This is a genomic window from Bizionia saleffrena (assembly GCF_008086175.1).
In the GTDB taxonomy this organism is placed as follows: Bacteria; Bacteroidota; Bacteroidia; order Flavobacteriales; family Flavobacteriaceae; genus Bizionia; species Bizionia saleffrena.
This window is the reverse complement of sequence record NZ_VSKM01000012.1, coordinates 22,950-45,578: the sequence shown is the minus strand read 5'-3', so window position 1 is coordinate 45,578 and position 22,629 is coordinate 22,950. Positions and strand designations below refer to the sequence as shown.

At 37.2% G+C, this 22,629-nt stretch carries 13 protein-coding genes and 1 tRNA gene; 6 read left to right on the top strand and 8 right to left on the bottom strand.

What is annotated here, in order from left to right:
• Window positions 1-11 precede the first annotated feature (11 nt).
• Together ES676_RS11570 and ES676_RS11565 are read right to left on the bottom strand one after the other, a co-directional pair.
• Complete coding sequence (locus tag ES676_RS11570) at window positions 12-3,116, bottom strand: TAT-variant-translocated molybdopterin oxidoreductase (protein ID WP_148370490.1); 3,105 nt, start codon at window positions 3,114-3,116, stop codon at window positions 12-14.
• Between the two features lie 36 nt (window positions 3,117-3,152).
• Window positions 3,153-4,445, bottom strand: a complete 1,293-nt coding sequence (locus tag ES676_RS11565) for a c-type cytochrome (RefSeq protein ID WP_148370526.1) — start codon at window positions 4,443-4,445, stop codon at window positions 3,153-3,155.
• Between the two features lie 213 nt (window positions 4,446-4,658).
• On the opposite strand from ES676_RS11565, the gene ES676_RS11560 reads away from it, so the two are divergent.
• Complete coding sequence (locus tag ES676_RS11560; RefSeq protein WP_148370489.1) at window positions 4,659-5,051, top strand: SPOR domain-containing protein; 393 nt, start codon at window positions 4,659-4,661, stop codon at window positions 5,049-5,051.
• Between the two features lie 829 nt (window positions 5,052-5,880).
• Here the strand turns inward: ES676_RS11560 and infB are convergent.
• The 3 genes from infB to rimP are packed head-to-tail and all read right to left on the bottom strand — an operon-like array spanning window position 5,881 to window position 10,598.
• The gene (infB, locus tag ES676_RS11555) at window positions 5,881-8,853 is read right to left on the bottom strand and encodes a translation initiation factor IF-2 (protein ID WP_148370488.1); all 2,973 of its coding nucleotides are present in this window, start codon (window positions 8,851-8,853) and stop codon (window positions 5,881-5,883) included.
• Between the two features lie 37 nt (window positions 8,854-8,890).
• Complete coding sequence (gene nusA, locus ES676_RS11550) at window positions 8,891-10,123, bottom strand: transcription termination factor NusA (RefSeq protein WP_148370487.1); 1,233 nt, start codon at window positions 10,121-10,123, stop codon at window positions 8,891-8,893.
• Window positions 10,124-10,136: 13 nt separating this feature from the next.
• The gene (gene rimP, locus ES676_RS11545; protein ID WP_148370486.1) at window positions 10,137-10,598 is read right to left on the bottom strand and encodes a ribosome assembly cofactor RimP; all 462 of its coding nucleotides are present in this window, start codon (window positions 10,596-10,598) and stop codon (window positions 10,137-10,139) included.
• A gap of 151 nt (window positions 10,599-10,749) precedes the next feature.
• Between rimP and ES676_RS11540 the strand changes: the two genes are divergently transcribed.
• Window positions 10,750-11,574 carry a universal stress protein gene (locus tag ES676_RS11540; protein ID WP_148370485.1) on the top strand — a complete coding sequence of 275 codons (825 nt, stop codon included), beginning with the start codon at window positions 10,750-10,752 and terminating at the stop codon, window positions 11,572-11,574.
• Window positions 11,575-12,254: 680 nt separating this feature from the next.
• Here ES676_RS11540 and ES676_RS11535 read toward each other — a convergent pair.
• Window positions 12,255-12,327 (bottom strand) — tRNA-Gln (locus tag ES676_RS11535).
• A gap of 225 nt (window positions 12,328-12,552) precedes the next feature.
• Here ES676_RS11535 and ES676_RS11530 point away from each other — a divergent pair.
• Together ES676_RS11530 and ES676_RS11525 are read left to right on the top strand one after the other, a co-directional pair.
• Window positions 12,553-16,041, top strand: coding sequence for a glycosyltransferase family 117 protein (locus ES676_RS11530; protein WP_148370484.1), 3,489 nt, complete (start codon window positions 12,553-12,555; stop codon window positions 16,039-16,041).
• 11 nt (window positions 16,042-16,052) lie between these two features.
• The gene (locus ES676_RS11525; protein ID WP_148370483.1) at window positions 16,053-16,715 is read left to right on the top strand and encodes a polysaccharide deacetylase family protein; all 663 of its coding nucleotides are present in this window, start codon (window positions 16,053-16,055) and stop codon (window positions 16,713-16,715) included.
• On the opposite strand, the gene ES676_RS11520 is transcribed toward ES676_RS11525, so the two are convergent.
• Both ES676_RS11520 and ES676_RS11515 read right to left on the bottom strand, forming a co-directional pair.
• Window positions 16,708-17,004 carry a thioredoxin family protein gene (locus ES676_RS11520; protein WP_148370482.1) on the bottom strand — a complete coding sequence of 99 codons (297 nt, stop codon included), beginning with the start codon at window positions 17,002-17,004 and terminating at the stop codon, window positions 16,708-16,710. The genes ES676_RS11525 and ES676_RS11520 overlap by 8 nt on opposite strands.
• Window positions 17,005-17,133: 129 nt before the next feature.
• Window positions 17,134-18,375: a metallophosphoesterase gene (locus ES676_RS11515; protein ID WP_148370525.1), complete on the bottom strand. Its 1,242-nt coding sequence runs from the start codon at window positions 18,373-18,375 to the stop codon at window positions 17,134-17,136.
• A 228-nt stretch (window positions 18,376-18,603) separates the two neighbouring features.
• Here ES676_RS11515 and polA point away from each other — a divergent pair, with 228 nt between their 5' ends.
• Together polA and ES676_RS11505 are read left to right on the top strand one after the other, a co-directional pair.
• Window positions 18,604-21,441, top strand: a complete 2,838-nt coding sequence (polA, locus tag ES676_RS11510; protein WP_148370481.1) for a DNA polymerase I — start codon at window positions 18,604-18,606, stop codon at window positions 21,439-21,441.
• Between the two features lie 47 nt (window positions 21,442-21,488).
• Window positions 21,489-22,625, top strand: a complete 1,137-nt coding sequence (locus ES676_RS11505; protein WP_148370480.1) for a tyrosine-type recombinase/integrase — start codon at window positions 21,489-21,491, stop codon at window positions 22,623-22,625.
• Window positions 22,626-22,629 lie beyond the last annotated feature (4 nt).

Sequence of the window (22,629 nt, the reverse complement as noted above, 5' to 3'; positions counted from 1 at the left end):
ATTAATTTATTCTAAGCTTCAGATGTGTTTCTCACTTTTGTATGGTACTGAACATTTGGTTTAGTCCCTACATATTCCAATAAGTGATACATACGATCGTCTTCTAATAGTTTTGCAACTTTACTTTCTTTATCATTGATGTCTCCAAAGGCCATCGCTCCACTGCTACAAGCTGAAGAACATGCTGTTTCGAATTCACCATCTTTTATAACACGCCCGTCACGCTTAGCATCTAGAATTGTTTTCTGTGTCTTTTGTATACACATAGAACATTTTTCCATCACTCCTCTTGAACGTACAGTTACATCAGGGTTAATAACCATTCTTCCTAAGTCATCATTCATATGGTAATCGAACTCATCGTTACCATTGTATAAGAACCAGTTAAAACGACGTACTTTATATGGACAGTTATTTGCACAATAGCGTGTACCCACACAACGGTTATAAGCCATATGGTTTTGCCCTTGACGCCCGTGAGATGTTGCCGCTACAGGACAAACAGTTTCACATGGTGCGTGGTTACAGTGTTGACACATTATGGGTTGAAATACAACCTGTGGATTATCGGCGGCAGATTCTAATTCACCAAATCCTGATAGTGACCCTTTATCTCCCCATAGTCCAGAGAACTCGTTTTTCTTAGTAATATCTTCTTCAAAAGTCTCTTCAGAAGAGTAGTATCTGTCAATACGCAACCAGTGCATATCCCGACTACGACGTATTTCTTCTTTACCTACTACTGGCACGTTGTTTTCAGCGTGACAAGCGATAACACAAGCCCCACATCCAGTACAAGAGTTCAAGTCGATAGATAAATTGAAGTGATGACCAATAGAACGATCAAACTCATCCCATAAATCTACTTCTGGAGACGTTACTGGAGTTTCTTTATGATTTAAAGAAACCATAGGAACAGCGTTCCAATGTTTTTTATCTTTAGTATTGAAAATCTCTAGTGTCGTTTCTTTAATAATATCTTCACGACCCATTAATGTATTATGTAATTGTACACAAGCAAACTCGTGCATCCCTGCAGCTTTAGCGACAGTTACAGATTGAACATTATTAAAATCGTTATATAGTGGGTATCCATTAATACCCGTTTTCATTTCGTCTTTTATACCTGCTGTACGACCATAACCTAAAGCTAAACCAACAGAACCCGTTGCTTGACCTGGTTGAATAATAACCGGTACTTTAACTGTTGTTCCGTTTACCGTAATATCGGCGTAACTTCCATCTAAACCACCTGTTGCTACGTGTTGGTTTACTAAACCAAGCGTTTTAGCATCGGTAGCAGATACTGTTAAATAGTTATCCCAAGATGTTCTAGTTATAGGATCTGGAAACTCTTGCAACCAAGGGTTATTGGCTTGTTGACCATCTCCCATTCCTATTTTAGTGTACAATGTAAGTTCCATTCCTTTCGCCAAAACTGATGCTGCTAAAGCACTTGATGCATTACTAGCAGGAGTTTCAACAGCGTCTTCTATATTAGCCGTCGTATCCTCTGTTACTGGAGCTACTTTAGAAACAAAAACACCATCGTGCAACGCACTGTTATAAGAAGCACCATTTAAGATAGTCTCCTTCCAGAGTGTTTTAATATAATCGCTATACACCACATCGTTTCCATTCCACATTAATAGTGCGTCTTGGAATTGTTTTGTATTGAATAACGGACGGATTGTAGGTTGAATTAAACCATAATGGCCTTTTCTTAATTCTACATCTCCCCAAGATTCTAAATAATGAGGTGCTGCTGCAATATACTGTGTTACAGAAGCTGTTTCGTCTGCCTTCATAGAGAAAGTTACAGATAAATCGGTTTGTTTTAAACCTTCAGCAAAATCAGTTGCATTTGGCAATGTATATAGTGGGTTAACACCACTCATAATAATAGCGCCAACCTTACCTGCTTTCATATCGGCAACCAAAGTTTTTACGGCTTTATCATTACCTTGTCTTGTTTTAATAGGTGTTTTAGGATCGAAAGCTCTACTGTTTAAAGCTTCATTAATTTCTAAAACTACGGTTTGGGCATTGACATCGTTAATACCAGATATTAAAACACCAGTACTCCCCGCTTTTGTAAGCTGTGATGCTGCAGACTGTGCTGCTTTCTCAACACGCGCCGGTAAACTTTTAGAAAAAGCACTACCTACGATTAAACTATGTAATTTTGCTAGAACTAATTTTTGCTGACTTGGTGTTACTCCAACACGTTTATCTGCATTCGCTCCAGCGAGAGACATAACCGACTCAAATTGAATATGGCGAGACATTTTCCCATTTACAGGAACACGACCTTGCGCATAGCTCGCATCGAAACCTCCACCTTGCCAATCTCCTAGAAAATCGGCAGCAACAGACACAATGGTCGTTGCTAAAGAAAAATCGTACCCCGCTAAACCACGTTCGTTATATTTTGCTTGAAAGGCATCTAATGCTGCAGATTCTGAAACAGCATCGTAAACAACATGGTTTACATTGCTATACTTTTCTTTAAATTCTGAAATCAGTTTGCTGGTAGATGGACTTGCATAGGTTTGTGTTAATAACACAATTTGCTTTCCTGTACCTTCTAATTGACTTAGTTTCTGAGAAGTTTCAGTAGTAAAAGTAGACCAAGAAATTTCGCTTTCGCCTTTCATTGGTGTTTTCACCCTTAAGCTATCATACAATCCTAAAACAGAGGCATTAACTCTTGCATTGGCCCCACCATCGGTTACGGCTAATGTATTGTTTTCAATTTTTATTGGACGACCTTCTCGGGTTTTAACTAAAACACTTGTAAAATCAAAACCATCAGCTATTGTAGTAGCATAGTAGTTTGCAACACCAGGAATAATTGATTCTGGCTGAACTACATAAGGGATTGACTTAATTACTGGTCCTTCGCATGCTGCTAAAGAAGCTGCTGCTGTGCTAAAACCAACATATTTTAAGAAATCACGACGTGTTGTAGAAGAACCTTCTAACGTGTCTTTATCACCTAAAAACTCGTCAGTTGGAATTTCGTTAACAAATTCGTTTTGTTTTAGCGTCTCAACAATAGAACTATTTTCGTTTAGCTCTTCAACACTTTTCCAGTATTTCTTGTTTGATGACATATTATATAATTGAATTTACTTCTTTAATTAATTTTATTAGTAGTGGCATTTTCCACATTCTAATCCACCCATTTGAGCTGCTGTTAATTCCTCAACACCGTACTTTTTTGATAACTGTTCGTGAATTTTTGTATAGTAAGGATTGTCCTTTACTTTTACTTTTGTTTCACGGTGACAGTTAATACACCACCCCATTGTTAATGGAGAGTGTTGAGACATAATTTCCATTTCCTGTACAGGTCCATGACACGTTTGACATTCTAACCCTGCAACGACAACGTGTTGTGAGTGATTAAAGTAAGCAAAATCTGGAAGATTATGAATTCTAACCCATTTTACTGGCTTCTCTACTCCTGTATATTTTTGCTCTGCATCATCCCATCCAACAGCGTCGTATAATTTTTTAATTTCTCCATCGTAGAACTCTTTAGAATACGCAGCAGAAGTTTCCCCGTTATATTCGTAAATAGATTTATGACAGTTCATACATACATTAAGAGAAGGAATACCTGACGTCTTACTCACTCTTGCTGAAGAGTGGCAATATTTACAATCGACTCCGTTATCTCCGGCGTGTATTTTGTGTGAGAAATGTATAGGTTGTACTGGTTCGTAACCTTGATTTACTCCTACTTGCATTAAGTAACCGTAAACAAAATAACCTCCAGCCAACAATAAGAACACCACAGTTACCAATACTAAAAATTGGTTTTGGAGAAAAGCTTTCCAAATGGGTGTGTTTTTTGGTTTCTGATTTAATTCTAAGCCTTTTTCGTCTGCAAAACGGCGTAGTGTTTTATTTACTAAGAATAACGCTCCCGCTAATAAAGAAAACAATAATGCTAGACCGGCAAGAATTAACTTATTGGAAGCACCATCATTTTGGGGGTTTGCAGCTACTGCTCCAACTCCCGTAACACCAACCGGTGCTTCTTTTTTCTCTTCTGCTGTATACGCTAAGATATTATCGATATCCGCATCAGAGAACAAAGGAAATGCAGACATTGCCGCACCATTATATTCTTCGTAAATTTTTACGGCATACGCATCGCCAGAATTTACCATACCGGCACTGTTACGTATCCATTTGTTTAGCCACTCTCGGTCTAAACCTTCTTCGTCTGCTAAACGCGCCTCGACATTTCGCAATGCGGGTCCTGTCATTTTCTTGTCTAACTTATGACAAGCTGCACAATTCGTGTTAAACAATGCCTTACCTGCAACTGGATCGCCATCTTGGGCCTGAAGAGAAGTAGAAAATGCTAGTAAAATAATTAGACCTAAACCTAGTATGTTACGTCCTAATTTACGGTGAATCACCTGTTTCATATTATTAGTTAAATTATCTTCCAAACTTTGGTACGATTTTTTCATATTCAGAAAGAAATATACGCTTATAAATTTCTAAGCAAAAGTAATACTTAAAGTCGATTTTATAAATGTTAGAGAAGTCTTAATTATTAATTTAGATAAATTCTAAATAAGAAAATACATCCATTTTACGTTTATAACCTATACATTTGCATACCTAAAGATAACTCTATGAAATTATTACCATTAAGAAACAGCAGTTTAGTGATTTTATTAACACTATCAGTCTGTTTTTACAGTCACGCGCAAGAAGGAACATTAGTGATCAATCAAGATTCCAAAATTACAAAATTGTTAGAATTAAAGAAAGAAATAAACACTAATGAGAGTGATAATGAGCGTTACCGTATTAATATCTACTCCGGGAGTTTAGAAGGAGCGGAAAGTGCACGTAGTAAGTTTAAGCAGGCACATACGGATTGGAGCACTTCGCTTAAATACGAGACGCCTAATTACAAAATTTATGCAGGAAGCTTTAGATCGCGATTAGAGGCTGACCGGGCTTTAGCTAAAATTAAAAAAACATTTCCGAATGCCTTTCCTTTAAACCCAAAAAAACAATAATTACTTCCCTTTAGTAGGAATAAAAAAGCACCTCATTTAAATCGCTAAATGAGGTGCTTTTTTTTATTAGGGAAGCTTATAGACGTTACGTTTTATATTTCATAATTGATCGTATATATTACATAACCTTTAATTCTAGAGACCGATTAAACTCTCATCTATAACGTACCGTTTAAAATTCAGTCAGCCTCGAAAACACCTCGCTTATTATTTAACACTTCAGTATAGAAATCCACTAATAAAATAGGGTAGCCGTAATCTGTTTTTTTATACAAAACACGGTTGTTCTCATTTTATAGCATACTTTAAATACAGCGATACACTGAATTGCGATACCACAGAAATTAATAGATAATATCTTCAAAATCTCCTGTACTATAAGGCTGGCTTGATTGTACCCGAAAGCAACAGCTGTTATACTATCTTAAAAATTACAGAATAACATATAAACAAAAACGCAGTACAGCACCTTTCAATCCATTCCCTATTTGAAACATAAAATCACTGTATAGACCTAACTAAACAAAAAACTACTTAATGTTGAAGAATACATACGACGTTAAAGTGGCGTCTCAATTTAGAAACATCCATAATGTAAACTAATAGCATAGACCGTTCGGTTTTTTCGTTACGGCGTGATCGGCCCTTTCCCGTGTTCTCAGGAACAATAAACCCGAAGTTTGAAACTACAGCACATCACTGTATAAGTAGCCGCTAGATTGCGCACAACGCGATTGCGTTTGTGCTATTAAAATCTGGTAACTCATAAAAGTAAAAAAGCATCTATTTTTCAATAGATGCTTTTTATTATATTTAAAAAGGTAGATGTTTATCTCAACTTCTTTTTTACTTCAACTTCGTGGAACGCTTCAATAGTATCGCCCTCTTCGATATCGTTATAATTTTTAATTTGCATACCACAATCGTATCCTTTAGCAACTTCTTTAGCGTCGTCTTTAAATCGTTTTAGAGAGGTTAAACCACCTGTGTGCATTACAACACCATCTCTTATTAAACGAATTCTTGAGTTTCTGAATATTTTACCATTCATTACCATACAACCCGCAATTGAACCTACTTTAGACACTTTAAAGATCTCTCTAATTTCGGCAGTACCCGTAATCTCCTCTTTTAATTCTGGAGATAACATTCCTTCCATTGCATCTTTAAGATCGTTGATAGCATCATAAATAATAGAATAGGTTCTAATATCCACTTCTTCACGATCTGCAATAACGCGAGCGTTACCCACTGGTCTTACATTAAATCCGATAATAATAGCATCTGAAGCAGTTGCTAATAACACATCACTCTCTGTAATGGCACCAACACCTTTATGTAAGATATTAACTTGTATTTCTTCGGTTGATAGTTTTTGGAACGAATCGGTTAAGGCTTCAACAGATCCATCAACATCACCTTTAAGAATAATATTTAATTCTTTAAACGTTCCTAAAGCAATACGTCTTCCTATTTCGGCAAGCGTTAATGTTTTAGTAGTACGTACATCTTGCTCACGTTGCAACTGCATACGTTTAGTTGCAATTTGTTTGGCTTCTCTTTCATCTGCAAAAACACTAAACTTATCTCCTGCTTGTGTAGCACCGTCTAATCCCAATATAGATACCGGTGTCGATGGTCCGGCCTCAAGAACCTCACGGCCTCTTTCGTCTTGCATAGCCTTAATCTTACCACTATTTTTACCTGCTAATACATAATCTCCAATACGAAGTGTACCGGCTTGGACTAAAATAGTAGACACGTAACCACGTCCTTTATCTAAATAAGCTTCTACGACTGTACCCACTGCTGGCTTGTTCGGGTTTGCTTTAAGTTCTAGAATCTCTGCTTCTAGTAATATTTTCTCTAATAATTCTTTAACACCAGTTCCCTGTTTAGCTGAAATATCGTGCGATTGAATTTTACCTCCCCAATCTTCAACTAAAAGGTTCATTTGTGCTAATCCTTCTTTAATTTTCTCAGGATTTGCTGTTGGCTTATCAATTTTATTAATGGCAAACACAATAGGAACTCCTGCAGCTTGAGCGTGAGCAATAGCCTCTTTAGTTTGCGGCATAATATCATCATCGGCAGCAGCTACAATAATAGCGATATCGGTAACTTGAGCTCCACGCGCACGCATTGCGGTAAAGGCCTCGTGACCTGGTGTATCTAAAAACGAGATTTTCTGTCCGTTTTCTAATTCTACACCATACGCACCAATATGCTGTGTGATTCCTCCCGATTCTCCAGCGATTACATTTTCCTTACGGATGTAATCTAATAACGATGTTTTACCATGATCTACGTGACCCATTACCGTTACAATAGGTGCTCTGGTAACCAAATCTTCCGGTTTGTCCAGAACCTCTACAATGGATTCCTCAATATCGGCAGTTACAAATACTACTTCATAACCAAACTCATCGGCTACAATAGTTAACGTTTCAGCGTCTAAACGTTGATTCATTGTTACCATCATACCTAAAGACATACATGCAGAGATAATTTTTGTTACAGGAACATCCATCATCATAGCGACCTCGCTTGCGGTTACAAACTCTGTAACTTTAAGGATTTTGCTTTCAGCTTCTAGTTGTTCAAGCGATTTTTCAGTTTGATCTCTGTGTGAATCTCTTTTATTTCTACGATATTTAGCACCTCTACCTTTGTTAGATTTACCCTGAAGTTTCTCTAAGGTTTCTCTTACTTGTTTTTTAACATCATCTTCACTAGGATCTTCTTTAACAACGGTAGTACGACGTACAGGCGTCGCTTTTTTCCCTTTAAATCTGTCGTTAGTTCTGGTATTCCCTCCTGTTGACGTTCCCGGTTTATTATCTCCTGGTTTAGAGATACGACGACGTTTCTTCTTGTTCGCGCTATCGATCTCTTTTTTATCATCTTTCTTTTTCTTAGGCTTTTTAAATTGTGAAAGATCTATTTTCTCTCCTGCAATTTTTGGCCCTGAAAGTTTCTGATATTTTGTTTTAACTGTTTCTTCAACGAGCTCGCCAGGTTTTTCAGCGTCTTCTTTTACAGCATCTACTTTAGGTGTTTCTGCTTTCGGAGTTTCTGCTTTCTTAGTGGCTTTTGGAGTGTCTACTTTTGGAGTATCTGCTTTTATAGTCTCTATTTTTTTAGCGGGTGTTGGCGTGTCTACTTTTTTAACAGTCTCCTTAGAGTCCACAGACGGCTTATCTGTCGCTTTAGGTTTTTCTGTTTTTACAGGTTCTGTTTTAGACACTGTAGTTTTAGGTTTAGCTGTCTCTGTTTTAACCTCCGGTTTTGAAGGTTCCTTTTTAGTTTCGGCGTCCACTTTAAGCGCTTCCTTTTTAGGGGCTTCAGTTTTTGGCGTTTCTACTTTAGGAGCTTCAACTTTAGGAGTCTCTACTTTTGGAGTTTCAGCTGGCTTAGATTCTTCCTTGGCCTTTTTAGGATCAAGGTCGATTTTGCCTACTTGTTTAGGGCCTGAAAGGGGTTTATTAGCTTTAACAACCTCTTGCTTTCTAGCGCGTTCTCTCTCTTCATCTTCTTTCTGCTTAGCTTCCAATTCTTTTTCACGTTTTAAACGCAAATCGTCCTTTTCTTTCTGCTTAGCTTCACTAACTTCTTGAGATTTTACTTTTTTGCTCGCATCTGTTTGAAACTCACCTGAAAGCACGTTATAAGTGTCTTGAGATATTTTCGTTGTTGGACGCTTCTCGATCTCGATACCTTTAGAATTCAAAAATTCTACGGCACGATCTAACGAGATGTTAAGCTCACGTAATACTTTATTTAATCTAATCGTTTCAGCCATAAATTGCCTTTAACCTTTAATTTTACTCAAATATATGTTAATCTTCGAATTCTTCCTTAAGAATTCTAATAACATCCAGAATTGTCTCCTCTTCCAGATCTGTTCTTTTTATTAAATCTTCAACATCTTGTTCTAATATGCTTTTCGCTGTATCCAAACCTGCTTTGCTAAATTCGGAGATGATCCAGCCTTCAATTTCATCTGAGAATTCTCTTAATTCCACATCTTCTTCTGCACCTTCTCTAAAGACATCAATTTCGTAACCTGTTAATTGGCCTGCTAAACGGATGTTGTGACCGCCACGACCAATTGCTTTACTTACCTCTTCGGGTTTTAAAATCGCTTCTGCTCTTTTATTTTCCTCGTCTATTTTAATAGATGTTACACGTGCCGGGCTTAATGCTCTCGTAATGTATAACTGTAAGTTTGTTGTATAATTAATTACATCGATATTTTCGTTTCCTAATTCGCGAACAATACCGTGAATTCTAGATCCTTTCATACCCACACAAGCGCCAACAGGATCTATTCTATCATCGTAAGAATCTACCGCAACTTTTGCTTTTTCACCTGGAATTCGCACTACATTTTGAATGGTAATTAAACCATCAAATACTTCTGGAATTTCAGCTTCAAATAATTTTTCTAAGAATTTAGGAGAAGTACGCGACATTATAATGGACGGTTTGTTCCCTTTTAATTCTACACTATCAATAATCCCTCTTACATTATCTCCTTTTCTGAAAAAATCTGAAGGAATTTGTTTTTCTTTTGGTAATATAATTTCGTTGCCCTCGTCGTCTAATAAAATAACGGCACGGTGACGAATATGGTGTACCTCTGCACTATATAAAGATCCTTCTAAATCCTTAAATTGCTTGTAGATATTAGTGTTATCGTGTTCTTGAATTTTCGAAATTAAATTTTGGCGTAATGCTAAAATAGAACGACGACCAAGATCTATTAATTTTACTTCTTCAGACACATCTTCACCTACTTCAAAATCTGGTTCAATTTTACGCGCTTCAGATAATGAAATTTCCTGGTTGGGCTCTTCCACTTCTCCGTCTGCTACCACGATTCTATTTCTCCATATTTCTAAATCTCCCTTATCTGGATTTATAATGATATCAAAATTATCATCATCTCCAAATTTCTTTTTTAAGGCATTTCTAAAAACATCTTCTAAAATAGCCATTAATGTAACACGGTCGATTAATTTATCGTCTTTAAACTCCGAAAACGATTCAATTAATGCAAGATTTTCCATAACTCTTATTGAATTAAAATTTTATCATCACTTTTGCCTCTAATATGTTATCATAGACAATATTTGCTTTTTTCTGAACGGTAACTTTACCTTTTCCTATAGGTTTAGGTTCTCTTGCTTTCCATTCTAACTCTATTGCTTCCTCTGAAGCAGAAACTAACTTTGCAGTAATCGTTTCAGTTGCTGTTCTCACCTCTATTTCGCGTCCAATATTTTTCTTGTATTGTCTTGGCAATTTTAAAGGTGTTGTTGCCCCTGCTGAAGCGACTTCTAAAGAAAAATCGTATTCTTCACTATCAATATTATGTTCGATTGCGCGGCTAACAAAGATACAATCTTCTACCTTAACGCCTTGATCTCCATCGATAATAATAGTAACCTCGTTATCTCCCGAAATGGTAAGATCTATTAGAAAAAGATCTTCTCTTTCTAATAGTCCGTTTTCTAATAATTCTTTGACTTTTGCTACAAACATTCTTAAGTATAAAAAGAGGGGACTCTCCGTCCCCTCGCTTTCTTTTTTTATTACAACGGTGCAAATATACACAATTATATTGATTTACATAATTATTGAAATATCAAATTTTATAGTTAACTTTAGAAAAACAACTAAAACAACCTCTTTTATGAAAAAAATACTTGTTCCTACCGACTTTTCACCGGAAGCAGAAAACGCATTAAAGGTGGCTGCTCAGCTCGCAAAAAAACACGATTGTGAGCTTTTACTTCTGCATCTACTAGATTTACCACTCCAACAAATTAGTGAGTTAGGCACGCCAACCGAGCTCCCAGAAGCTGTCTATTTCATGAAATTAGCTCAGAAAAAATTTGAAGATCTTTTAGAAAAAGACTATTTACAATCTCTCTCGATCACGCATACTGTTGATTTTAAAGAAATTTCTCAAGGTATTTTAGAAACGTGTAAAAAAAACAGAATTGATTTAATAATTATGGGATCTCACGGGGCAGATGGTTTAAAAGAAATGTTTATTGGATCGACCGCAGAAAAAATTGTAAGAACCTCCGATGTTCCTGTTCTTGTGATTAAAAACGAACATATTAATTTTACTATTGAAGAGTTTGTTTTTGCATCAGATTTTAAAAATGATAATAAAGACACCTACAAACAAGCCATTAAACTTGCCGAACTTTTTAATGCTAAAATCCACTTACTTATGGTGAATACTATGGGGAATTTTACAACTACCGCTACTGCCAAAGTAAGAATACGAGAATTTATTGAAGGTAATACATTCGAAAATTTTACAACTAACATCTATAATGACGAGAGCGTAGAGAAAGGCATTTTAAATTTCTCGCAAATTATTAATGCCGATTTGATTGGAATTAGCACGCACGGCCGACAAGGGATCTCGCACTTTTTAAATGGCAGTATTAGTGAGGACTTAGTGAACCACGCAAAAAGACCCGTAATTACTTTTAAGATTTAATACGACTAAGTATACTGTCTTAACTTTTAAAAAGGCTGTTTTAAACGCTTTTTAACCATACACTCCTCATACATTATCCATAGGGTATCCATAGGGCATCCATACACCATCTATAGGGTATCGCTAAAAGGCGTAGTGAGAATTAAGAATTCATGGCTTTGGGATACGACAGCCTTTATCGCGTTGCTTTTCAAAACACCTTTACTTATCGTGCTTTTTTTTGAGTGAGGGATATAATTTCGATGTAAGGTGTTAACGCTATTTATCCATTTCTTTTTTACGCACGCCACAGCATTCTCAAAAGCTGTGTATCTGTGTGTAGGCGTTCGAATTTCCAAATATCCCGGCAGAGCATTCATTCTAATTCTAAAGGAGCGGTGCACCCCTCCAAGGGCGCTAAAGAGTCACTAAAGCCTAGGCTTGTCGCGGTTAGCTATTCTTTTCTATTTGTCACTTTATAAGTAACCTCTCGACGGCTCTCGAAGAGACCAATCTAAACCCTTTTTAAAAATCTACTTCTTAACTCCAAGTATATGATTTGGAGCACTGTACTGTTATTCAAATAGAATTTGGATCAAAACAACATTTAGGAATGATCCCTTTTTAGCACTTCAAAAATTAAGAAAAAAAGGACTGAAAACAAAAAATCCTAATTCTATAAAAGAATTAGGATTTGTCTGTTGGCCTACTAGGGCTCGAACCTAGACTCTTCGGTACCAAAAACCGACGTGTTGCCAGTTACACCATAGGCCAGTGTTTCTAACATTGCTGCAAATTTAAGACAAACTTTTATTTACGCAAACATTTATCAATAAATTTTCATCAAAAATACATCTTTTTTTCGCCCCCTATCGTTAACCTACTCATTACAAGCATTTCATCGTGTTTTAAAGGTTCTGCGTTAAGACTCCCCAAATGATTAGTGTCTTTTTATTATTATTACTAAATTCGCCACAGTTTAATATTATAATTTAAAATATGACCTCAATCACCTTTAAAAAGTGGAACAACATTATTGGTTGGCTCGCTTTTTTAATTGCATTAATCACATACAGTTTAACTGTAGAACCTACTGTTAGTTATTGGGATGCAGGAGAATACATCTTAACCTCTGCGAAACTTCAGGTTGGCCATCCACCGGGAGCACCACTGTTCCAGATGCTTGGAGCGACCTTCTCTACCTTTGCTTTAGAGCCCTCTCAAGTAGGATTAATGATGAATATGCTAAGTGCTGTTTCTAGTGCGTTTACTATATTATTTATGTTTTGGAGTCTTACGATACTACTTCCGAAGCTAATAAAATCGGAAATCTTTACTAAAGGAACCGCTATTGCAATATTAGGAAGTGCTCTTGTGGGCAGTTTATCTTTTGCATTTACCGATTCATTCTGGTATAATGCCGTAGAAACTGAAGTGTACGCGATGGCCACTTTAATTATGGCTATTTTATTCTATTTGGGATTACGCTGGGAAATGGATATGGATAAGCCCAGAGGTAACCGCTGGTTAATACTTATCGCCTTTGTTATCGGGCTCTCGTTTGGAGTGCACTTTATGGGGCTCTTAACCATTCCTGTTTTGGGGCTGATTTATTATTTCAAAAACTACAAAACGATAACACCGCTTAATTTTATAGTTGCCAATGTAGTATCGGTGGCTATTTTGTTATTTATATTTAAACTATTAGCACCAAATATTTTACGCTTTTTTAGTGTTATAGAAATATTCTTTGTGAATACTGTAGGTTTACCATTTAACTCGGGATCTATCATTGCCGGTATTTTATTAGTAGCTGCTATTTACTTTAGTTTGCGGTATACGCGCCAGAAAAACTACGTCAATATCAACACAGGTATCTTATGTATTACGTTTGTGGTTATCGGGTTTTCAACCTGGATTATGCTCCCTATTCGTGCCAATGCCAACGTTGTTATTAATGAGAACAACCCGTCGAGTGCTAGAGAACTATTGGCGTACTATAATTTAGAACAGTATCCAGAAACGCATTTATTTTATGGGCCGTTATTTACAGAGCAATATACAGGATTAGATAAAAAGGAACCTTACATAGACGACAAACCTAAGTACGAGAAAAACGAAGCTACAGGAAAATACGTAGTGGTTAACGCGTATAAAAATGCCAAACAAAATTTCAATTCTGAACAAGCTGCCATTTTACCGCGTATGTGGAGTGGCGAAAATGCCGAGAATTATTTAATATTTACGGGATTTTTAAATTTCGACTTAAAACCTGAATTTGTTATCGATCCGTTTTCAGAACAAAAAATAAGCACGTTCATCGTTAAATACCAAAATGGCGAATTAACTGAAACTGAATACGACCAGTTTATGTCTGTGTATGGCGATCAACTCTCAGTCTATTTAAACGAAAGCCTTAAGCAAGACGTTGCTTACATTACACAGTTTAAAAATGAAGTTGCCAAAGGCAATGTGGATTATGAAGATTACCATGTGTTCTTAAAGCAATTTGGGCAAAAATATTTAGACATCGAAAAGCCGTCGTTAGCAAGTAATATCTCTTATTTATTTCAATACCAACTAGGGTATATGTACTGGAGGTATTTTATGTGGAATTTTACCGGAAGGCAAGATGATATACAAGGGCGTTACGACAATCACGGAAACTGGTTAAGTGGTATTAATGGTTTTGATGCTTGGCTTCTTGGCCAGTCGCAAGATCATTTACCTAGTGATGTAAAAAATAACAAAGCAAGAAACACTTATTATTTCCTTCCGTTTATTTTAGGATTAATCGGCTTGTTTTTCTTATTCAATAGAGACAAGAAACTCTTTTGGATACTCTTGGTGTTTTTCCTCTTTACCGGAATAGCGATACAAGTGTACACCAACGTCAGGCCGTTTGAACCTAGAGAGCGAGACTACTCGGTCGTTGGTTCGTTTTATGTGTTTGCTATGTGGATTGGTTTTGGCGTTTTCGCAATTTTTAATGCGTTACGCACCCGTATTAATAGTCCGATGCTCGCTCCGGCAGTCACTTTAGTCTGTTTATTATTAGTCCCTACTGTTTTAATTTCTAATAACTGGGATGACCATGACCGCTCAGGAAAATACACCGCCAATTCTATGGCTAAAAAGTATTTAGATTCCTGTGGAGAAAATGGAATTCTATTCACCATTGGAGATAACGATACGTTTGCGCTATGGTACGCTCAAGAAATTGAAGGTTATAGAACCGATGTGCGAATTATAAACACAAGTTTATTTCAGACGGATTGGTATATCGACCAGATGAAGCGTCAAGCGTACGAGAGTGAACCTATTCCATCATCATTAACGCACGACCAGTACAGATATGGCACCCGAGATTATGTAATGAAGAGCTTAAAGTACTACGATCCTAATACCGAAGAATACAAACGTACGTACAATAAAGACACGTTGTTGATTAAAGATTTTATCGCTTTTGTATCTAGCGATAATCCTAAAACAAAATACCGTAGAATTTTAGAATTACAAGGTGAAGATTTAAGCCGTTATCCTGAGCAATTAAAAAGCACCAATTACTTCCCTGTGGAAAACATAAGAGTTCCAGTAAACAAGGAGAATGTTTTAAAATATGCCATTGTAAAAGAAAAAGATGCCGATGAGATTGTACCCTATATCGATATTAAACTGGATGGCAACGCCCTTTACAAGCAGCGTTTATTAATGTTAGACATCGTGGCTAATAACGAATGGAAACGCCCTATTTACTTTACTGGTGGTGCTTTTGGAGAAGATGATTATATCTGGATGAAAGACTACTTACAGCTAGATGGTATGGTTTACAAATTAGTACCGATTAAAACGCCTGTTAAACGCGCTAACCCTTTCGATATGGGACGTGTAGATAGTGATTTTATGTATAACAAAGTAAAGAACTGGGGCTGGGGAAATAGCGGTGGTGACATTTACCACGACCCAGAGACTCGTAAAAACTCTATTTCTTACCGTGGTAATTTAGCGCGCTTAATAGAAACATTAATCAATGAAGATAAATTGGTTAAAGCTGAAGAAATCGCAGACATTGCTATGATTAATATGCCGGTTGATAAATTTGGTTATTATACCCTTTTAGAGCCTTATATTGGCGCCTATTATGTGGTTGGCGCAAAAAGCAAAGCGCAGCAGTTATTTACCGATGTTGCCGAAAAATATCAGGAAAACTTAAAGTATTACAGCGAATTAACACGAGAGAATCAAGAGAAAAATATCGTTGAAATTTATACGGATATTGAACGTTATAATGCTTTAATTAAAACGGTAATACAACACGATGAGACCTTTGCCGAAAAGGAATTTACTATTTTTAACAACTATGTAAACCTATTTAGCAGTTTATATGGCGTTGAAGAGCAGATTAATACGCCGGTAAAAGAGGAAAGAGATTTAATTTCTAGAGACAGCAGCATCCCTTTATTAGATAGTATTAAATTACCAGAATAATCAAGACACTTGTGAGACTAGTACCCGTAAAAATACCTTCCTTTATAAAACGAATTTTCCCAAACTATGTTTGGGATTTTTCGTCTCATAGTAAAGTGATTTATCTTACGTTCGACGACGGCCCTAACCCAGAGATTACGCCCTGGGTTTTGGATGTTCTAAAACGCTATAATGCTAAAGCGACTTTTTTCTGCATTGGCGACAATGTAGAAAAACACCCTGCTGTTTTTAAGCGCGTATTAAACGATGGGCACGCCATTGGCAACCACACTCATAACCATTTACGCGGTTGGAATATAGGAACTAAAAATTATATTGAAAACACTTTAAAAGCACAAAGCGCTATTGATGCTATTACACCGCACACGGCACAACCCCCGTTATTTAGACCACCTTACGGACAAATAACACCTAGGCAGAGCAAAGCCTTGAGAGCCTTAGGCTATAAAATTATTATGTGGAGTGTTATTACTTTCGATTGGGAAGATTATTTAAGCCCAGAGCAATGCCTTAATAACGCACTTAAAAACACTGCAGACGGTAATATCATTGTGTTTCATGACAGTATAAAAGCGTCTAAGAATATGATGTATGCTTTGCCAGAAGTACTCAAGCATTTTTCGGGATTAGGCTATACCTTTAAAGCCATTTCTTTTAGTAAACCCACTACATAAATTGGTGTACGATACCAATTAACGTATTCGCATCTTGTTCGCCACTGTGGCGCCATTTCATTTCACCATCTTTATAAATGATAAGTGTTGGCAAACCTTTTACTCTAAGCGCATCAGAGAGTTCTTTGTTTTTATCGACATCAATTTTTATAACTTTGGCTTTGTCACCAAGTGCCGCTGCAACATCCCTTAAAACCGGATGCATTGCCGTAGATTGTTCGTTCCATTCTGTATAAAAATCTAACAGCACCGGTATCTCGACATCTATTAATTCTCCAAATTTAGACATTTGTGTTTGTGTTCATTAAAATTTCAGATTACAATAAAATAACGTATTAAGTTACCTAATTACAATCTGTTTCGGGTTATGCGATTCTATAATTATAAAAATACACAATTTTTAATAACCGATTGCTAGTTACGTAACTTCCGTTTGTTTTTTAAGTTCGATAACGGTGATTTCTGGCCATATACCTACTCTTCCAGGATAAGCTAGATATCCAAATCCGCGGTTTACATTAATATACTGTTCTTTTTGCTTATAAATTCCTGCCCATTGGTTGTACCTCCAACTTACGGGACTCCATTTAAACCAACCCGGAATTTCTATTCCGAATTGCATTCCGTGGGTATGTCCGCTAAGCGTTAAATGATACTGATACGCATGGTCTACCACTTTCGCCTCCCAATGCGATGGATCGTGGCTAAGCAGTATTTTAAAATCGTTAGGATCTAGTAATTCACTTGCTTTTTGTAAGTCGCCTGCTTTTTTAAAACCCCCTTTACCCCAATTCTCTACGCCCACTAGTGCAATACGTTCGCCACCGCGTTCTATAAAGCGGCTTTCGTTTAACATAATATCGAAGCCCATTTCTTTTTGAATAGCGATTAGTTCATCAAGGTTTTCTGTTTTCTTTTCTTCGGAAGACCATTCGACATAATCACCATAATCGTGATTTCCTAATACTGAGTACACGCCATCTTTAGCATGCAGCTTACCGAAGGTGTTTTTCCAAGGTTTCATTTCGGCGGCGAAGTTATTTACCAAATCACCGGTAAATAAAATAGCATCACTTTTTTGTTCGTTAATAAGGTTAACGGCGTATTCTATTTTTTCGTGATTATCGAAACTTCCGGAATGGATATCGCTAATTTGCGTTATTTTATAGCCATCGAAAGCGGCCGGTAAATCGCTAAAGGTCAAGGTGTAAGTTAAGACTTTAAAATTATATTTCCCTTTATACATACCGTATAGCAATGCTCCAAAAGGCAGAGCAGCTAACCCTAAGGCGATATAGCTTATAAATTTTCTACGCGACGCCATAAAACTAGCATCGACTACTTTGGTACTTACAAAATAATTGTAAATAGCGTGTGGTACTCTTAAAATATCTTCACCAAATAGAAAGAAGATTAATATTAATTTCGGTACAAAAACACTAAGCATAAACCCAAAGGCGTAACTTTTTAGGGGTGTTAAAACGCGTACGGTATCATTGGCATTTATAATCATTTGGTAAAATAAATTACTAATTACCAATGTACTAATCACCCAGTACAACCAGTATACCCCTTTTTTTTTGGTAATGGTTTTAACCGCTTGAAAAGCGTAATAATCTATAATTAGGTAAATGATTATAAAAATAATCCAGCGCAGCATCATAAACAGAAGTGTATTATGTGTTAAAATTAAGCGTTTTACAGTTGCGAGTCTCTTATTAAACTGTTAAAGATTTAATAGGTAATATAATTAGGCAGACCGTTACCCATTGTTTTTTTAAAAAAACAGGGGTGCTAAAGACTACAGAGTCTTTTAAAATTGCCAATTAATAAAGGGTATTTAACCGCTTACTTTTTTGTAGTTTTGATGTTTTACAAACACTTTATCATGTCAGAACAAAAACGCGTTTTTTTAGTCGATGCTTATGCTTTAATTTTTAGAGGCTATTATGCTTTTATAAAAAACCCCAGAATAAATTCTAAAGGCGTGGACACGTCGGCCATTATGGGTTTTATGAATTCATTGTTAGATGTTATAAAACGCGAACGACCAGACCATTTAGCGGTGTGTTTTGACAAAGGCGGTAGTGCCGACCGTGTGGAACTTTTTGAAGCGTACAAAGCGAACCGAGACGCGACACCCGAAGCCATAAAAACAGCAATACCTTATATTATGGACATCTTAAAGGCGATGCATATACCTATAATGGTAAAAGAAGGTTTTGAGGCTGATGATGTTATTGGCACCCTCTCTAAGCAAGCAGAAAAGGAAGGATTTACGACGTTTATGGTGACCCCCGATAAAGATTTCGCGCAATTAGTAAGCGAAAACATTTTTATGTACCGGCCTGTTTTTGGTGGCGGTTATGAAACGTGGGGCATACCAGAAATACAAAAGAAATTTGAAGTTGAAGACCCGTTACAGGTGATTGACTTTTTGGGAATGATGGGTGATGCGTCTGACAATATTCCGGGGTTACCAGGGGTTGGCGAAAAAACGGCTAAGAAGTTTTTAGCCCAATATGGTAGTTTGGAAAATCTTTTGGCCCATACCCACGAGCTAAAAGGTAAGATGAAGGAGAAAATTGAAGCCAATAAAGAATTGGGGATACTCTCTAAGAAACTGGCGACTATTATGCTAGATGTGCCGGTAACTTTTAATGCTAAAGATTTTGAATTATCGGCACCTGATATACCAAAGGTTACTGAGATTTTTCAGGAGTTAGAGTTTAGACGTTTAATAGATAATTTTGTTAAGACCTTTACGGTCGAAACTACCGAAAGCGGAGCTGCGACAGCGGTACCGGAATCTAAGAAAACAGCTAGTGCTAGTGACTTGGCTGGTGCCGGACAATTTAATTTATTTGGTACCGCGAGCACTTCTGCGGAAGCGCTACCCAACACTTTTTCGCGACAAACGATAGCTACGACTTCGCATTTTTACCAAAGTGTGGCACCAGGAATGGCAACGGACTTATTTATAAAGAACGTAATGGCGCAAACCTGTGTGTGTTTCGATACGGAGACCACAGGACTAAACCCGCTAACGGCGACGTTGGTGGGGATAGCATTCTCTTGGGAAGTTGGCAAAGGCTTCTATTTACCGGTACCGGCGAACCAAGAGGCAGCACAAGCGGTTGTAGAATTAATACGTCCGTTTTTTGAAGCTGAGCACATTGAAAAGGTAGGGCAGAATTTAAAATATGATATAAAAGTACTTGACAAATACGCCATAAAAGTACAGGGAAAATTATTCGATACGATGTTAGCGCATTATTTAATAAACCCGGATATGCGCCATAATATGGATGTTTTGGCCGAGACGTATTTAAATTACACCCCGGTTTCTATTACAGAACTTATAGGTAAGAAAGGCAAAAACCAGCTGTCTATGCGCGATGTGCCTTTAGAGGCACAAACGGAGTATGCGGTCGAGGATGCCGATATTACGTTACAACTAAAACAGCATTTTGAAACCGAATTAGGGAGTGCTAATATTGAGCATTTATTTAATGATATTGAGATCCCACTGCTTCGCGTTTTGGCCGCTATGGAATTGGAAGGTATTAATCTTGATGCCGATTTCTTAACGTCATTATCGGCCGATTTGGATACGGATATTAAAATTTTGGAAGCTAAAATTTATGACGTTGCTGGCGAGACTTTTAATATTGCCTCGCCTAAGCAATTGGGAATTGTTTTATTTGAAAACCTAAAACTAGTTGATAAGCCTAAGAAAACGAAAACGGGGCAATACGCGACTTCGGAAGACATTTTATCGTATTTAGCGAAAGACCACGAGATTATACAGGATATTTTGGATTATCGCGGACTATCGAAATTAAAAAGCACGTATATTGATGCGTTACCAACGCAGATAGAGCCCACTACTGGACGTGTGCATACCGATTATATGCAAACGGTTGCTGCTACCGGAAGATTGAGTAGCAATAACCCGAATTTACAGAATATTCCTATTCGTACCGAGCGCGGCCGACAAGTGCGGAAAGCGTTTATACCGCGCAATGCTGATTACATTTTATTGGCGGCCGATTATTCGCAGATTGAACTTAGAATTATTGCGGCGTTGAGTAAAGAAGAAACAATGATTACTGCTTTTAAGAACGGCGAGGATATACACGCAAGCACAGCAGCACAAGTCTTTAATGTGCCGTTAAGCGACGTTACTAGAGAACAACGAAGCAATGCTAAAACGGTTAATTTTGGAATTATTTACGGGGTTTCGGCCTTTGGACTGAGTAATCAGACTAATTTATCGCGAAGTGAAGCTAAGGAGCTTATTGAGACGTATTATGAAACCTACCCCAAGCTAAAAACGTATATGAGCGCGCAAGTAGATTTTGCACGCGACAATGGCTACGTGCAGACTGTTTTAGGGCGCCGTCGCTATCTAAAAGACATTAATTCTAGAAATGGTGTTGTGCGTGGTGGCGCCGAACGGAATGCTGTAAACGCGCCGATACAAGGGAGTGCAGCCGACATTATTAAAATCGCTATGATTGCCATTTATAATGCCTTGGAAGTAGGAAACTACAAATCTAAAATGTTGTTACAGGTACATGATGAATTGGTTTTTGATATTTACAAACCTGAATTGGAGGCTATGAAAATGCTAATTAAAACAGAGATGGAACAGGCTTTTACGTTAGAGGTTCCGTTGGACGTTGATTTGGATACTGGAATAAACTGGTTAGAAGCACATTAGGAATTAAAAATATTTTTAGGTAGATTTAGAGGTTAATCAATTTTTCTATGCAAAAACCGACCTCTATTACTCTAAAAAAGCTTCGCCTTGATGATAACAATTGTATTGCGTTACAGTTTACGCCGTGCCCCATTGTGGAACAGTACATAAAAAACTATACCGATAGCCATTGGAGCGCTTTGGAACAAAAGTATTACGTGTATTATAATAGAACAGCCTTAAACAAGTTGTTTGACTATTTAAGGTTGCAACATTTTTTTGTTGATTATAGTGATTTAAAGCCTAAAGCGACAGCGATAAAACCAACACCACTTGCTGTTAAGAAAGCGCCACCGCTCCCTGCTTTATCTGAAACGCAACTTTTAAAACTAGAGGGTTATAAAAAGTGGTTATATCAAAAACGGTTTAGTGATAATACGGTGAACACCTATTGCGAGGTCACTGCTTTTTTTTTAAGGTATTTAAGTTTAAAGCAGATTACCACTATTACGACGCGAAGTGTGGAGCAGTTTAATTACGATTTTATTGTGGCTCCTAACAAGTCGATCTCGTACCAAAACCAATGCATAACTGGCATTAAGCATTATGTATCGTTTATACACGGTACTGTCGATATTATAGACATTGAGCGGCCTAGCAAAGACAAAAAGCTCCCCAATATTTTAAGCAAACACGAAGTAAAGACGCTCTTTGAAGTCACCAAAAACTTAAAGCATAAAACGTTACTTAGTTTGGTGTATTCGGCCGGATTACGCATAGGTGAAGCATTGAGCTTGCATCTAAACGATATAGACTACGGCCGCGGACTGATACATATAAAAGCCGCTAAGGGCAAAAAGGATCGCTACACTTTACTTTCTCTAAATTTGATTCCATTACTACACACTTACATTAAACATTACGATCCGCAGCACTATTTATTTGAAGGCCGCGGTGGCACGCCCTACTCGCAGGTAAGTGCTAGACAGGTTTTAAAACAATCGGTAGCCAAAACTGAAATTAAAAAATATACGACACTCCACACCTTGCGTCATAGTTTTGCCACTCATTTATTAGAAAGCGGGGTAGACTTACGCTACATACAAGAATTATTAGGACACAACAGCCCGAAGACCACAATGATATACACGCACGTATCGTCGACTAACTTAATAGAAATTAAAAACCCTTTCGACTATTTGTAAGAAA